Here is a 15,546-nt window from a genome sequence, read left to right as displayed (position 1 = left end):
ATAGAAATGGAACTTTTAAAAACAGAAATAAAAAATAGCGTGCTAAAATCAATGATAAAGATTTTAGATCGTGAAAGAAATACAATAATTGAAGCTAACAAAAAGGATCTCGAAGCTTTTCAAAAAGAAGATCAAGCATTATACGATCGTTTAATTGTAAACAATAAAAAAGTCGATGAGATGATTGCTGCAGTTGCAGCCGTTATGAATCAGGAAGATCCTGTTGGTAAAGAAATTTCAAATAGAACGCTTAAAAACAAATTGAATATAGTTAACACTACCGCACCTTTTGGTACGATTTTAATCATATACGAATCTCGACCAGACGTAACAATTGAAGCTGCAGTCTTAGCATTTAAGGCGAATAACAAAATACTACTAAAAGGTGGTAAAGAAGCCTTAAACAGTAATTTGATTTTAGAAAAATGTTGGCACGAAGCATTAGAAGAAAACAACCTGTCTAAAAATTGGATCAAGCTCTTACATCTTAAACGTGAGGAAACTCAAGAGTTTTTAAAGAACCCAACAGAACCGTTGGATTTGATTGTACCTCGTGGTGGAGAACGCTTGATCAATTTTGTAAAAACACACGCAACTTGTGCTGTTTTAGTAAGTGGAAGAGGTAATAATTTTCTATATGTTTCAGAACATGCAGACTGGAGCAAAGCCGTAAATGTAATTATCAACGCGAAGACGGATAAGATTTCGGGATGCAATGCTTTGGACAAAGTGCTTATTAACAAAAACTTGCCAGAGTATGAAACCAAGCTGAAAATGCTTCAAGAGAAATTGGAAAAACACAAGGTCGAAATCTTGGTAGATGATAATGTATCTGATATTCTTTCACAGAAAGAAACTGTTTCTAATGTTGATATATGGTATGAGGAATTTTTAGCCTTAAAGTTATTAATTGGTGAGGTTGAATCTCTGGACGAAGCGATTCAAATTATAAATAAATACTCAGGTAAACACTCTGCTGCAATCATCACCGAGAACACAGATGAAGCTCAAAGTTTTATGCAAAATGTAGATAGTGCTGCGGTTTATCATAATGCTTCAACCCGATTTACAGATGGTGGTCAAATGGGTGTTGGTGCAGAGCTGGCAATTAGTACAGACAAATTACACCATAGAGGTCCATTAGGTCTAAATCAGCTTGTTACCAATAAATACTATGTGTATGGCGATGGTCAAATAAGGGTATAAATATCAAATTCCTCGGTTTTCTAAAAAGTTAAAAACTCTTAAATATTTGTAATTGTCATCAAATTGGTTATATTGTAGGTTATGATTCCACAAGATAAAGCCAAATACGCAGAAGAGTTAAGTAATTCAATTTCCTATTTAGAAAACCGAGGATTTTCTAATATAAAAGCCGACATGAAAGGTTATGAATCACCAAAATCCTACCACAAAAAAGGTAGCGATATTGATGTAACACCAGATATTGTTGCCGAAAAAGAAGGTAGAAAACACATTTTTGATTTAAGCTTAAAATCTCAAAAGCCGAGATTATTAAAATCTAAATGGCTGTTTTTAAACACATTGAGTCAGATTAAATCGTACAGATTCAAATTAATTACGACCAGAGGACATTACAAATTCACCAATGAAACCCTTGATGCCATCAACCTTGACACGGTTAAGCAATTAAAAATCTAAAAGTTTTTTCTTCCGTTTTGTAACATTTTATTGTGTTCTTACGTATAATAACATAGAACAGACTATTGTTCAATAAAATTGTACAAATCGAATTTAAATGAGACAGCTCAAAATTACCAAGCAGGTAACCAACAGGGAAACTGCATCATTAGACAAATACCTACAAGAAATTGGTAAAGTAGATCTTATTACAGCAGATGAAGAGGTAGAATTGGCTCAGCGCATCAAAGCTGGTGATAAAACTGCCTTGGAAAAACTTACCAAAGCAAACTTACGTTTTGTCGTTTCTGTGGCAAAACAGTACCAAAATCAAGGTTTAACATTACCCGATTTAATTAATGAAGGTAATTTAGGATTAATCAAAGCAGCACAACGTTTCGACGAAACTCGTGGTTTTAAATTTATATCTTATGCCGTTTGGTGGATCAGACAATCAATTCTTCAAGCTTTAGCAGAACAATCTCGTATAGTTCGCTTACCTTTGAATAAGATTGGTTCTATCAATAAGATCAATAAGACATTTGCGTTTTTAGAGCAAAGTCATGAACGTCCTCCTTCACCAGAGGAGATCGCGAAAGAATTGGACATGACTATTAACGATGTAAAGGAGTCCTTAAAAAATTCTGGTCGTCACGTCAGTATGGATGCACCTTTGATTGAAGGTGAAGATTCCAATCTTTACGATGTTTTGCGTAGTGGTGAATCGCCAAATCCTGATAAGGATTTATTACACGAATCCTTACGTACGGAAATAGAGCGTGCTTTGGAAACACTGACGCCTCGTGAAGCAGATGTGATTAGGTTGTATTTTGGATTGGGCAACCAACATCCAATGACGTTAGAAGAAATTGGTGAAACGTTCGACTTAACTCGCGAGCGTGTAAGACAAATTAAAGAAAAAGCAATCCGAAGATTAAAACATACTTCGAGAAGCAAAATATTAAAGACATATTTAGGTTAGTTTTTTGTATATTTTACGACCAACCTAATAAAGGTAACAACAGTTATCACATAACTGTTCGTTTTTTGATTGATGAAAGAACCCACGGCTGATTACCGTGGGTTCACTTTTTATATAAGTGAAAGTACCGCTAACATTCATATTAATTGTTTTGAATTACCTTAAAATTTATACTTTTTGTTGTACTTTTTTAAACAAGTTAAAAGGAATAAATCTTTCAAATCAAAAAACACCTATCCTTTATAATTTATTTAACTTTGCGCCAACTTTAAACATTTCAATATAATGGCATCAAAATTAATTGCACCTTCTATGCTTGCCGCAGATTTCGGCAACCTTCAACGTGACACAGAAATGGTAAATAACAGTGATGCCGATTGGTTTCATATTGATGTTATGGACGGACATTTTGTACCTAACATTTCGTATGGTATGCCAATAATTAAAGCTATAAAAAAGCACGCTACCAAACCCTTAGATGTGCATTTAATGATAGAAAAGCCAGAGCGCTATATTGAAGAATTCGCGAATTGTGGTGCTGATATCATCACGGTACATTACGAATCTACTGTACACTTACACAGAACACTCAGACAAATTAAAGATGCGGGTTGTAAAGCAGGTATAGTTTTAAATATTACAACTCCTATTTCGGTTTTAGAAGATATTCTTCCTGAATGTTATATGATTCTTTTAATGTCTATTAATCCAGGTTTTGGTGGTCAGAAATTTGAGGATGTAACCTATAAGCGTATTAAAAAACTTCGCTCTATGATTGATGAGCAAGGTTTAGAAACGCGTATCGAAATTGATGGAGGTGTTACTGACAAGAATATACAACAACTTGTTGAAGCAGGTGCAGATACATTTGTTGCTGGTAGCCATGTATTTAAAAGTGACAACCAACCAGAAACAATCAAGACACTGAAGCGTCTGGCAAACACCTAAGCACAACGTTTAAGCTTTGTTACCGTAACCATAACCATAGCCGTAGTTATATCCATAACCATGGGATTTACTCGCACCTACTCCATTGATAACGTAAGCCATGTTCTTCAGTTTTCCAGAGTCGTATAAATCTTTAGAATATCCAAGCAAATTCTTCTCAGTAAAATTCGCTCGCGCTATATAGATTGTGGCATCCGCTAATTGGGAAATGAGCATCGTATCCGTGACTAAAATTGTTGGTGCCGTATCAACAATAATATAATCGTACTCTTTTTTTGCTTCTTCTATGAGCTTTTTAAAGCGTCCATTAGTTAATAAATGTGCTGGATTTGGTGGTATGTTTCCAGATAAAATAATATGATGATTTGGATGATGCTCAAAACCGCTTATCAAAGCATCTCTCCACTCAAAATTTACATCGTGTAAATAATCGGAGAGGCCGGGTTTGTGCTTATCTTCATTAATATGATTATGAATTTGAGGGTTTCTTAAATCCGTCCCAATTAATAGTACTTTTTTATTGATACTGGATAAAGCTAAAGACAAGTTAATACTCACATAGGTTTTGCCTTCACCTTTTATAGTAGATGTACAATAAATCACCCTACCCTTTTCTCCATCTTTAATCGGCAATATATAATCAACATTAGAACTTAAGATCCTGAATGACTCCGCCAAGACAGATCGATCGTTAGGGTCTTTAAAAATAGTTGTGTCATTCTTTTTTATCTCCGGTATTTCAGCTATAACAGGAATATCAGGATTCACGTCAGTAATGTCTTCTTTACTGTGCAATTTAGTATCCAACATAAACATCAGATACAGGATACCAAACGGGATTAACAAACCTCCCAATAATGCACCTGCATATACTATTTTTGATTTCGGCGAAATGGGATTAACACCAGTAAGAGCGTATTCCACCACCTTTATGGATGGTTCAGTGATCGCCAAATTAATCGCAGCTTCTTCTCGCTTTTGAAGTAACAAAAGATACAAGCTCTCCTTAATTTTTTGTTGGCGCTCAATAGACCTCAATAATTTTTCTTTCTCTGGAATTCTGGACACCTGACCAGCGAACCTTCGATTGCGTTGCTGCAATTGTGATTGTGAAACCTCCAATTGATTGATGTAAGATTTTAAAGATCTGTTGACATTATTTTTTAATTCCGCAGCTCTGCCTTCGGCCAGTTTTACGGTTGGGTTATTCGCACCAGCACTACTGCGCAGTTTTTCTAAATTTAAAACTGCTGCATTATACTCATCGATTAATCGGTTGATACCACTATTTTCCAATCCAATATCTGCCGGCAATAAACCCGAATTTGACTTGGTATTTAAGGCATTTTCCAATAATTTGGCTAGCGCTAATTGATTGTTTATTCTAAAGACTTCATCATCAGATTGTGTGCGTTGTTCCAATCCGATTTCTGCATCAATGGTAAGATCCACTAAATTGTTATCTTCTTTAAAATCCTGTCTGCCAACCTCAATGGAATCCAATTCCTCCGCCAAATACACAAAACGCTCATCGATAAAATCCAAAGTACGCTGAGATACAAGTTGTCGATCTTGTATGCCGTCCTTATTAAAAATATCGATCAGTGTATTAAGAATACTTTCAGAGAGTTCTTGACTTTCTCCCTTAATACTTAATTGTAACAAATCACTTTGCTCACCAATGGCCTCCACTTCAATTTTAGCCTTAAGATTTAAGGCTGCGTTTTTAACTGAAGTAAATGCAATGATAAATGTTTTGCCTATTACTTCATCAAATGGCATTTCTTGATTACGACTAATATTAAACGGTAAATTATGATCTTTTAAATTAGTATCATGGTTAGGAAACTCAAAGGTCTTTTCTGTTTGAAGATTTGTTACCACAAATTTAGATGCGTATACATCAACTTTATAGCTAAAATTGGACGCGATACTATCTGTATCGATTATTTGTTCAAATTGAAAGGGTAAATGTGCTAAAGGCGACGTCTGGATGCGACCTTCTTCGTAAAATTTCGTGTTCAGGTTGAGTTCTTGTACTGCACGTTCCACTATGAGATATGATGTGAGAATCTCAATCTCATTTTCGAGGTTGATATTAGTACGCTTAAAAACAAATGCTGATGTTGGTAATTCCAAACCTTCGGACTCATCCAAAATTTTGACCTTTGCCATAGTTTGGTAAATTCTTGGCGCATACCTCAAATATACATATGCGCTAACCAACATAATAAACACAGCAACTAAAAACCATGGCCAATAACGCAAATAACGCTGCACCTCTTGTTTCAGATCGGTATTATCCTCTTCTTTAAAAGCATCGAAACTGTTAAACGAATTGCTCATGCTATCTCGTTAATAATATGGTTATACTCAAAGCCAATGAGGCGATGGTCAAGACTGTACCTACATCACCTATAAAACCAGCTCGTTTTACTTGAGGATTGTTAGGGTTGACCACGATGACGTCATTTGGTTTTATAAAATAGAATTCACTATTCAAAAAGTCTGCAGACGTTAAATCAATGTGTGCAATCCTGCGCACACCGTCAACTTCTCTGGTAATTAAAATATCTGTGCGCTCACCATTAATAGTAAGGTCGTTGGCATAGCCTAAAGCTTGTAATAAGGTAATATTCTGTTCAGTAAAATTATATACACCTGGTTTGTTCACCTCACCCAAAACAGTCACTTTGGCGTTTATTAGCCTTACATCTACAATAGGATCGGAAAGGTGTTCACCATCTACAAGTTGATTCGTAATGGCATCTGCCAACTCTTGCGTGGTTTTCTGCGCTGTCGATATTTTGCCCAAAACGGGAAAATCTATTGTATTATTAATAGAAACCAGATAGCCCTCGAGCTGAAGTAGTTGCAGATTTTGATTCTGAACAGTTTGGGCAGCATTCTTATTGTATAACAAGGCTGCTTCAGGAACGATACTTTCTACAGTAATCTTGAGTATATCGTTAGGCTGGATGGTGGCATTGGTATATTTCAAAGTACTGTTATTAACGCTATCAGCATCTTGTAGATAAAGTACCTCTTTTTTAGAAGCACAAGAACATAACAACAGCAATACTACAATTCCACAAAATTTTGATCTCATTAAGCCTGCATTTATTTAATAACAAATATAGTCGCATTTAAGGTATAAGCAAAGTATGGGATTTTTTTAAGCATAGCAAGGTCAGGCAATTTTTTATCGCGCCATTTTTTTTATCGCGAATGGCAAAAGATATAATGCTGAGCCATAAAGCAACAACCAAACAATCTGTGTGTTAAGATGATTATTTGTTAGATTGAAAGCTATATAAATGATTATCAGATTGATTCCAGTGATTAGAATCGTGGTCCAAACATGATTGAAACCTGCCCTGATAAACCTATGATGAATATGATTTCTATCGGCTCTAAAAGGACTCGTTTTAAGAATAAAAATCCGTATGAAGAAAATGCGTAACGTATCAATCAATGGGTAGAACAATAATGCAAATGCCAATGCTGGCGAAGATCTGTAATAATTTGAATCTACATTGGTTTGTGCCATATTAATAAAACTGATGGTAAAAAAAGCCAATAGAAACCCTACAATCAATGAGCCTGTATCTCCCATAAAAATTTTATTGGTACTTGAGAAATTCAACCTTAAAAATGCGATTAAAGCACCACACAGTGCAATTGCGATGGTGGCTAAACTCAAATCGCCAGCATTTACAAAAAGATAAACAAAAATAGCACTAACGCTTAATGCTATAGAACCTGCCAGACCGTCTACACCGTCAATTAAATTATAGGCATTTATGATTAAAATGTAAACAAAAAGTGTGAATCCAATGGACACCCAATAAGGTAAAACATCTACATCCATAATCATAGAAAAGCCAATAATCCTGGTATCAGTAAACACAATAAGTAGCAGTGCTGCCAATAACTGACCACCAAATTTCTTAGTTGCCGAGAGTACTGTGAGATCATCTTTAAGACCCAAAAAAAACAGAATCGTTAGCCCTCCCATTACCAACAACAACACCTTGGTATTTAAAAAAGCACCAACAATGGTCATCACCACAATAAGACTAAAAAAAATACCTATACCTCCTAGCGTTGGTGTTCGGTCCAAATGAGAACTATGGCCATCTGGCTCGTCCATTAAATGTTTTTGTTTTGATACGTATAGTATGGTAGGAAATGTTTGGTATGCGATAAGAAATGCCAATAAAAACGCACCAATAAGCCAAACCGATAAATTCTGTTCTGGAGAGAAATTTTCGAGTAATGTTTTTATCATATTGAGGGTTTATCCAAAAACATAGTTACAAGGCTTACGAATATACAAATTCTATGCAATTAAGGGTTTATTGTGGAGTTTACAGGTTAATGTATCTGTTATTTGGTTTAAGCGTCGCTTAAAATAATTAATTCAGCAATAATACGCTCTGCTGTTTTACCATCCCACAAAGGGATATCCTGCCCTGTTTTCCATTGACCAGCAAACAATTTATCTAGATATTTCTGAATATTTTTTGGATTAGTGCCTACCAATTCATTCGTGCCCAACGTCATTGTTTCCGGTCGTTCTGTATTATCACGGAGGGTCATACAAGGCACTAGCATGACTGATGCTTCTTCGGTAATACCACCAGAATCTGTAATTACGGCTTTGGCACGTTCTACTAAAAAATTGAATTCCAAATAACCGAGAGGCTCCACTGTGTGCAATCTGGAATGGGAAATCTGCAATCTTTCGAGAATTTTAGCAGTTCTAGGATGCACAGGAAAAATAAGTGGCAAATCCTTTGTATGATTTATGATTTCTGCGATCATATCTTTAAGTTGACTTTCTTCATCGACATTGGCTGGTCGGTGAAGCGTCATCACGATATATTGCTTTTCCTTTAAATTTAATTCATCCCAAATTTTAGGAGCTTTAAAATTTGGCCTCTGTTTAAGAAGCGTATCAATCATCGTGTTCCCAACGTAGAAAATTGCTTCCTCCTTAACTCCACTCGCTCTAAGGGTTTTATTGGCTGTTTCTGAGGTGGTAAAAAAATAATTGGTAATGCTATCCGTTACCAATCGGTTAATTTCTTCAGGCATGGTCCAGTCGTTCGATCGGATACCTCCTTCGACATGCGCTACTTTGGTGTGTAATTTTTGAGCGACTAATGCACATGCCATAGTAGAAGTGACATCGCCAACCACCAATACCAAATCGGCAGGATTTGCCATAAGTTCCTTTTCAAATGCTACTAAAATAGCAGCTGTTTGTTCGGCCTGTGTGCCTCCACTACATTCTAGATTAGTGTGTGGCACCGGAATTTTAAGCTGCTCAAAGAAACTGCCTGACATGTTTTTATCATAATGTTGTCCTGTGTGCACCAATCTGTAATCTATAGCGTGCCCTTCGTTTTTTGATTTTACAATAGCGTGAATGATGGGAGCTATTTTCATGAAATTTGGTCTGGCTCCTGCTATTATTGTGATGTTGTATGTATTAGACATAAACTTTTTAGTTTGATTGCATCTTGACTTGCCATGCAAGGTGGTTTCAATAAAATATATTTTATTTCAACCAATGCTTGATGTGACAGTCTTATATTTTAGTACTTTCCCAATTTCAAATTTAAGAAGAACTTTACCAAATGAATCTGACGTTTAATACGTGAAGGTTGGTTAATTAACCTGTACGCCCACTCCATATTATTTTTCACCCACCATTCTGGAGCACGCTTTACATTGCCAGTATACACATCAAAACTACCTCCCAAGCCTTGATAAACAGCTTGGTGTTGTTTTTGAATGCGCTCCATTAACTCTTCTTGTTTCGGTGAACCCATCGCAACAAAAATCACGTCAGGTTGGTGTTTTTTTATATCTTCAATTAAATCGAGTTCTTCTTGTTCTGTTTTTATATAGCCATTTCTAAAGTTGCAAATGTTAATTCCTGCAAATTCAGATGTTAGTTGGTTTACCGTGGCTTCAATAACCTCTTGCTTTGCTCCTACTAAATAAAATGATTTCGATTGGTAATGTTTTGCTATCATATCCAACCACAACTCGCATCCTGGAATTTTAACTGCGGATTTGTGTCCTTTTTTTTGCAATGCCCAAACCGCTCCAATACCATCTGGATAACCTAAATTTCTGTTGATGATTTTACGACTTTCATCTGTGGCATGTAATATTTTTTCAGCATTAACGGCCACTAAAATCTTACTATGCTCAAACGCATAGTCCATTAACTGCTCCCGAGATTCGGGCGCGTAAGTTATGATACCGTTGAGCGTTTCAGATGTCATTTTTAATGGCTTGCTGTTCTAAAAAATAATGTGCGAAAGCATTGAACATAAACGCGTTACTCCAACGCATATATGATATTTTGGAACTGATTCCTTTTCTATACTGGTAGTAAAAATAGCCTTTTTTATGCTGCATGTTTTCTACCGTCCAGTTTAAAACTTTGGTAAGTAATTCTTTATTGGGTTGAAACACATCCAATTTTGAAGCGGTAGTGATAACTTGAGCCGGACAATGTATATCAATCGGAAATGTTTTATCATGGTAATACTTTGGCATTCCGTTAGGCTCGAAGAAATTTTCGATATAAAATTTCATTCCCTTGTCAATGTATTTCTGAAACGACCTATCTCTTGTATTTTGCTGATACGTTTCAATCGCATCTAGGTTAAAGCCTGTATGAAAACTGTCTTTCCATGATTGGATATCCAATAAACCGTAAATCCATGAACCATCCATTTCCTGCAATTCGCATGCTGCTATTACGGCCTGTTTAGCCAAATCTGCATGACTATCATTTTTAGTGTATTTATAGGAAAAGCTTAAAATCTTTGCGCCTAAAAGTGACGCGTTAATTACGGTATTATTGCCATCTTTTACACTATAAGAAAACATAATTCCCTTGCCATGCTGCGTTCTTGATAAATCTTCAGTGACAAAATCTGCTGCTGAAAGCGCCACATCCAACACTTTTTTATCTTTTGTGATTTCATAGCTTTCAATCAAAGCTTCTACACAAAAGCAAGTCGCTACAACGGTTGGCGTATTTTTTTTGAACAGAAATAGACGTCTCGCCTGCCAATCGAAATTGTAGCCCCAACATGCGCCTGAAAAGCCCTTAGATCGCATCTCTAAAAGCAGTTCTGTCAGTTCCTTTATCTTTTTTAAATGCTGTACTTTGGTTCCAAAAGTTTCATCTCCATTTTCGGCAAGTTTGTAAAGTCTGCAGTAAGCTAACAAAAACAAACCAACACCTTTTGCATTGTGCTGTTTTGGCACTAAAAGTAAACGTCTTAAATTTATTGGACTTCTTTTAAATCCTTGAATCCAAGCCAATCTTGCCAAATCCCAATGTTTGAGTGGCAAGGCTTGAAAGATCTTTGAGTTAATACCATCATACGGATCCCAACCTTTGAAGTTTTCGTTTTCGCAGTAGGTTTTTAGTTTTGAAAAACTTTTTGTGAATTTAGATTTCAACTTGCTGTCCTCCACGTTTAATTGATTCTAAAACATTGAATGACGCTTTGGTTACAGCTACTATTTCTTCAAACGAAATTGGCGCTTTTCCGTCGTTAAGCAATCCATTAACGAAAGCTTCAACCATTTCTTTTTGTCCTTTGTTCTGGTTAAGGATTTTCTTCTTTTTTGGCTTTCCTTTTCCGTAAATCTTCAGCTCTTTAAAATCATTTAAGGTTGCCGAAAGTCCAGCCGAAAATACCTCAACATATTCTTTGGCCATGCTTTTTGAACCGTTGGCATAATACCCAATAACACCAGATGAGCCATTTTGAAATTGAATTAAAATATTCAACGTGTCATTTAAATTGTTGCTATCCGGAATTGCTAAAGCTGAAACTTTTGTTGGCAAACTACCGTTGAGATAAGTGAGGTAATCAATAAAATGACAGACTTCACCCAAAATTCTCCCTCCACCAATTTCAGCATCCTGAATCCAGTTATCCGCAGGAATGGATCCAGCGTTAATTCTGTAAATCATGGTCATTGGATTTTTACCCAATGCTTTTTTTAGTTTTTTGGACAGCGGTGAAAACCTACGGTTAAAACCAACCGTCACCGCTTTTTCCGAGTTTTCTTGTGCTTCTATAATTTCCTCCAATTCAGATTCCTTTAAGCACAATGGTTTTTCAACAAAGACGTTTTTATTAGCTTTTAGAGCTTTGAGCACATATTCTCCATGCGAATTGTGACGCGTGGCCACAAATACGGTATTTGTTTTATCGTCCAACACATCGTTTTCTTCTGTGGCGCAAAATTGAAACTTGAATTTTTCGGCCACACGTTTTGATGTGGTTCCCGTATTAGTGAGCACTCCAACTCTACCAATCTCATTAGTTTCAGGAATGTTGGGCAATAGATTCCCTTGGGCATAACTTCCCGCTCCGATAAAGGAGATGTTGATTTTACCTAAAGCTGAAGTTCCGGACGTGGCTATTTTAGATTTTGATATAGCTTTATCCGTATTGTATTTTAGAGCAATTCCCGTAAACGGTTCATCTTTATTGACGACTAAATCAAAAGCCTCCTTGGCATTTTCAAAATCGAATTGGTGCGTTGTTAGATAATCTATATTTATTTTATTGGTCTGTAACAACTTCTGAAAAGCCTCCATGTTGCGCTTTTCCGTCCAGCGCACGTAAGCCACAGGATAATCGATTCCTTTTTCCTCATAATTAAGGTCGTAGCGTCCAGGACCGTAAGAGCACGCCATTTTTAGTTCCAGTTCTTTTCTATACCAAAATGGATCGCGGTCAAAACCTGTTGGCACAGCTCCAAGTACCACCACTTTTCCTTTTTTACGTGCAATTTCACCTGCAAAATTAATAGGATCTAAACTGTCTGTTGCGGCTGCAATAATAACTGCATCTGCTCCGATGCCGTTGGTTGCGTTGTTGATTTGTTCTGCAATACCTGAAGTACTTCTAGCCAATCCCAAATCTACCACACTGTTATCAATAGCTTGCTTTACAGCAGCTTCAGAAACATCGATACCAATCACATTAACACCTGATGCTTTAAGAATTAAAGCTGTCAGTTGACCCAAAAGTCCCAAACCGATGACCACACAGGATTCTCCCAAACGCATGTCTGCTTGGCGCACTCCTTGCATGGCAATGGCTCCAAGCGTGTTATATGCTGCATTTTTTAAATCGGCATCCTCGTTAATCTTTACGCACAGGTTGGTTGGCACAGCAACGATTTCAGCATGGTTGGCGTAACCTGCTCCTGCACAGGCGACTTTGTCTCCCACTTCAAATTCGGTAACTCCTTCTCCAACTTCAATAACTTCTCCAGCACAACTGTAACCCAATGGTGAATAGGCATCCAACTTTTTCATCACGGCTCTGTAGGTTTGGGTTGGCCCCTGCTTTTTAAAAGTATCTATAACTTGCTTTACTTGCTGCGGACGCTCTTTTGCCTTGCCGATTAAACTTTTACGTGCTGCCACAACTGTAGAACCTTCGGTACCTGCACTGATGATAGAGTAATGATTTTTTACAATCACCATGCCCTTGCCCAATTGCGGATACGGCACGTCTTGTATAATCATATCGCCAGAACCTAGTTTTTGTGTGAGTTGGTGCATTTAGTTGATTTCACTGATTAAATTTATGAATTTTCCATTTGGTTGCTTTTGTAAAGCCTCTACAAATTGAATTTTGACATTATTTTCTTTTCCAAAAGCACTTTTATAATGCGTTTCTAATACCACTTCATCTTTTGCATTAAAATTTTCTGCTTTAATTATTTTTACAATTAAGTCACCTTTATTCTTCTGAACATATTGAATTCCAGCAATTTTATTATAGATGTCTGAATGCAAATTTAAGGCAGTTGTCGTGATATAAGTCCCATCCGACTTATATATTTTGTTTTTGTCCCAACGACCATAAACTTTTTTTAGCAACGGCAAATGACGCTGACAATGCTCGCAATAATTGCCAGCATATTCTGCATAGTCACCCGTTTTGTAACGGATAAGTGGCATATAAGGATTATGAAGTGTCGTACCAACCATTTCCCCAATTTGCCCCTTTTTGGTTATTTGCTTCCCATCTTCGTCAATAAGCTCAAAGTAGCCGTAGGTAGGTTCTATATGAACGAGTTGAGACGCTTTACAATAACCGCCCAATATAAGTTTTTCTGAATGGCCATACCAATGAAAGATAGGGATTTGAAGAATATCTGATATTAAATGTTTTTGCTCTGGCAACAGACCCTCTGAGCCACATAAAAATGCTTTTATAAAACTGGTGTTCTTTTGTTTACGCTGTAGGAATTGAGAAAACTGAAAAGCACTACTTGGGTAGGCATGCAAATATTGAATGTTATGCTTTTTTAATGTCTGATAGATATTTTCAAAATATGCATCTGAAGTATTAAAACCATCAAAAATGATTTCTTTTTTAATTGGGTTAACTTTGAATATCTCCCTCTTATCTAGTTTTTGATTTCTAAGAACTCCTCTTGTGTGCCCTGTCCAACCAACATTTTCCCACATGGTGTGCATTGTTGCCAATTCAAAAATATAACGGTCTTTGGGTAAAATGAGTTTTAATGGCTTGCCAGATGTGCCACCAGTTGTACCAGAAACAACTTTATTTTTTGGTGTATTTGGTAGTTGAAACTTTTCCCAATAGGCCATAACTGTTGTTTTATCTATAAAGTCAATAGTGTTATGAAAGACTTCAATAGATTGTATTGGATCGATGCCATATTTTGTTTTGTAATATGGTATCGTATTAATGCTTTTGTTGACCATGGTCAACAGTTCCGATTGAGCATCGAACTCGTTTCTATATTTTTTTAATCTTTTATTTTTGTAATTGTGGTAAGCTATTCCCATTAGTTTTGGGAATAAAAAATTAAGTTTTCCATAGAAAAGTAGTAGCTCTTTTCTCATTAAATTACTGATTTAAACAATTTTGTAATTTTTTCTTGAGCTATTGACTTGTCGAATTTCTTTATCTCAGATGAATCATGGCACATCTGATTTATTAGCGCGGTGTCTTTTAAGCCTATCTCCATTTGCTTTGCTAAATGAATTGAGTTTTTAACTTCATGTAGTAAAAAATTATTATTACCCTTAAGTATAATTAAATTTGCAGTAATATTTGAAGCTAAAATACCCATCTTAGCTGCAATGCCCTCTTTTAATACAACAGGTGAATTCTCAAAATGACTTGGAAAAAGTAAAAGTTTACTTTGTCTAAAAAGATTGAATTTTTTTTCTCCAAAAACCGCACCGTGAAACACAAAATAGTTCCTTAAGTTATTTTTATCTATATATTGGTTGATACTCTTTTCTTCACTTGATTTAACAGCTAAACCAATAACATTAACTTTAAAACATACTCCTTTCTTTTTTAACAGATTTACCGCTTCTAACAAATCAAAAAAACCTTTCTTTTTGCTTAAACGACCAACAAATAAAAAATCGATACTTTTGGAATCTATTACATTATCAAATTTGGAATAATCAACAAAGTTCTCAACAATCACACACTTTTCTTTTGGGAAATAGTCTTTAAAAAAATCCAAGTGATATTTTGAGAGCAACACAATTCCTCTAGCATATTTATCGAAACATCTCCCAAGCCATTTTAGTCTCTTAGGTTTTAGTATAAACTCACCACAAGTTTTTGAATGAAAATGTACAATAGTCGGAATTTTGAATTTGCTCAAACTCCGTAAGATCCATATATCCCTTAAAACAGAATAACCAGAAGTAACAAAAATATTTATTAATTGTGGACTTTCTTTACGTACAGTTTTTTTTATTCTCTCTACCGTAGAGTAGTTATGCAATAAGCTTTTAAAGCTAACCTTTCCAGATAAATCCTCTCTCAACTTTTTGTTTGACGTGTCAAATGCCAATGTTTCAAAATTTTCATAATTCAAATTTTGAAAGTTTTCATTCATTATTGCAACACCTC

Annotated in this window: 13 protein-coding genes; 4 read left to right on the top strand and 9 right to left on the bottom strand. The window is 35.9% G+C overall.

The features are described 5' to 3' along the window. Window positions 1-6 precede the first annotated feature (6 nt). From HM983_RS02555 to rpe, 4 genes are all read left to right on the top strand, one after another. Window positions 7-1,206 (top strand): glutamate-5-semialdehyde dehydrogenase, encoded by a 1,200-nt coding sequence (locus tag HM983_RS02555; protein ID WP_179343811.1) that lies wholly within the window; start codon window positions 7-9, stop codon window positions 1,204-1,206. An 81-nt stretch (window positions 1,207-1,287) separates the two neighbouring features. Next, window positions 1,288-1,662: a hypothetical protein gene (locus HM983_RS02550; RefSeq protein WP_179343809.1), complete on the top strand. Its 375-nt coding sequence runs from the start codon at window positions 1,288-1,290 to the stop codon at window positions 1,660-1,662. A 97-nt stretch (window positions 1,663-1,759) separates the two neighbouring features. Next, on the top strand, window positions 1,760-2,623 hold the full coding sequence (locus tag HM983_RS02545) for a sigma-70 family RNA polymerase sigma factor (protein WP_179343807.1): 864 nt from the start codon (window positions 1,760-1,762) through the stop codon (window positions 2,621-2,623). A 285-nt stretch (window positions 2,624-2,908) separates the two neighbouring features. Then, entirely contained in the window at window positions 2,909-3,571 is a 663-nt protein-coding gene (gene rpe, locus HM983_RS02540; RefSeq protein ID WP_179343805.1) for a ribulose-phosphate 3-epimerase, read from the top strand. Window positions 3,572-3,580: 9 nt separating this feature from the next. Here rpe and HM983_RS02535 read toward each other — a convergent pair whose 3' ends face one another. The 9 genes from HM983_RS02535 to HM983_RS02495 form a co-directional block, all read right to left on the bottom strand. Beyond that, complete coding sequence (locus HM983_RS02535; protein ID WP_179343803.1) at window positions 3,581-5,917, bottom strand: GumC family protein; 2,337 nt, start codon at window positions 5,915-5,917, stop codon at window positions 3,581-3,583. Between the two features lies 1 nt (window position 5,918). Beyond that, window positions 5,919-6,680 (bottom strand): polysaccharide biosynthesis/export family protein, encoded by a 762-nt coding sequence (locus tag HM983_RS02530; protein WP_179343801.1) that lies wholly within the window; start codon window positions 6,678-6,680, stop codon window positions 5,919-5,921. A gap of 93 nt (window positions 6,681-6,773) precedes the next feature. Continuing rightward, complete coding sequence (locus HM983_RS02525; protein WP_179343799.1) at window positions 6,774-7,862, bottom strand: MraY family glycosyltransferase; 1,089 nt, start codon at window positions 7,860-7,862, stop codon at window positions 6,774-6,776. A gap of 107 nt (window positions 7,863-7,969) precedes the next feature. Next, entirely contained in the window at window positions 7,970-9,076 is a 1,107-nt protein-coding gene (gene wecB / locus HM983_RS02520) for a non-hydrolyzing UDP-N-acetylglucosamine 2-epimerase (RefSeq protein WP_179343797.1), read from the bottom strand. Between the two features lie 98 nt (window positions 9,077-9,174). Further along, window positions 9,175-9,873 (bottom strand): WecB/TagA/CpsF family glycosyltransferase, encoded by a 699-nt coding sequence (locus HM983_RS02515; RefSeq protein WP_179343796.1) that lies wholly within the window; start codon window positions 9,871-9,873, stop codon window positions 9,175-9,177. Beyond that, window positions 9,863-11,083 carry a delta-aminolevulinic acid dehydratase gene (locus HM983_RS02510; protein ID WP_317166935.1) on the bottom strand — a complete coding sequence of 407 codons (1,221 nt, stop codon included), beginning with the start codon at window positions 11,081-11,083 and terminating at the stop codon, window positions 9,863-9,865. Before HM983_RS02510 ends, HM983_RS02515 begins: the two co-directional genes overlap by 11 nt. Beyond that, a complete protein-coding gene (locus HM983_RS02505; RefSeq protein ID WP_179343794.1) occupies window positions 11,058-13,196 on the bottom strand; it encodes a bi-domain-containing oxidoreductase in 2,139 nt (712 codons plus the stop codon). Before HM983_RS02505 ends, HM983_RS02510 begins: the two co-directional genes overlap by 26 nt. Further along, window positions 13,197-14,513: a phenylacetate--CoA ligase family protein gene (locus HM983_RS02500; protein ID WP_179343792.1), complete on the bottom strand. Its 1,317-nt coding sequence runs from the start codon at window positions 14,511-14,513 to the stop codon at window positions 13,197-13,199. It abuts the gene before it with no gap. Further along, a complete protein-coding gene (locus tag HM983_RS02495) occupies window positions 14,513-15,511 on the bottom strand; it encodes a glycosyltransferase family 4 protein (RefSeq protein ID WP_179343790.1) in 999 nt (332 codons plus the stop codon). The genes HM983_RS02500 and HM983_RS02495 overlap by 1 nt, the downstream gene beginning before the upstream one ends. Between the last annotated feature and the right edge of the window lie 35 nt (window positions 15,512-15,546).

Source organism: Winogradskyella ursingii (assembly GCF_013403975.1).
Taxonomy (GTDB): domain Bacteria; phylum Bacteroidota; class Bacteroidia; order Flavobacteriales; family Flavobacteriaceae; genus Winogradskyella; species Winogradskyella ursingii.
Note: the sequence above shows the minus strand (reverse complement) of the source record. Positions and strands in the feature narration are given on the sequence as shown.

Bases quoted from the DNA above. Each gene is read 5' to 3' on its own strand.
- HM983_RS02555 (WP_179343811.1), top strand. From the start codon at position 7: ATGGAACTTTTAAAAACAGAAATAAAAAATAGCGTGCTAAAATCAATG.
- HM983_RS02550 (WP_179343809.1), top strand. From the start codon at position 1,288: ATGATTCCACAAGATAAAGCCAAATACGCAGAAGAGTTAAGTAATTCA.
- HM983_RS02545 (WP_179343807.1), top strand. From the start codon at position 1,760: ATGAGACAGCTCAAAATTACCAAGCAGGTAACCAACAGGGAAACTGCA.
- rpe (WP_179343805.1), top strand. From the start codon at position 2,909: ATGGCATCAAAATTAATTGCACCTTCTATGCTTGCCGCAGATTTCGGC.
- HM983_RS02535 (WP_179343803.1), bottom strand. From the start codon at position 5,917: ATGAGCAATTCGTTTAACAGTTTCGATGCTTTTAAAGAAGAGGATAAT.
- HM983_RS02530 (WP_179343801.1), bottom strand. From the start codon at position 6,680: ATGAGATCAAAATTTTGTGGAATTGTAGTATTGCTGTTGTTATGTTCT.
- HM983_RS02525 (WP_179343799.1), bottom strand. From the start codon at position 7,862: ATGATAAAAACATTACTCGAAAATTTCTCTCCAGAACAGAATTTATCG.
- wecB (WP_179343797.1), bottom strand. From the start codon at position 9,076: ATGTCTAATACATACAACATCACAATAATAGCAGGAGCCAGACCAAAT.
- HM983_RS02515 (WP_179343796.1), bottom strand. From the start codon at position 9,873: ATGACATCTGAAACGCTCAACGGTATCATAACTTACGCGCCCGAATCT.
- HM983_RS02505 (WP_179343794.1), bottom strand. From the start codon at position 13,196: ATGCACCAACTCACACAAAAACTAGGTTCTGGCGATATGATTATACAA.
- HM983_RS02500 (WP_179343792.1), bottom strand. From the start codon at position 14,513: ATGAGAAAAGAGCTACTACTTTTCTATGGAAAACTTAATTTTTTATTC.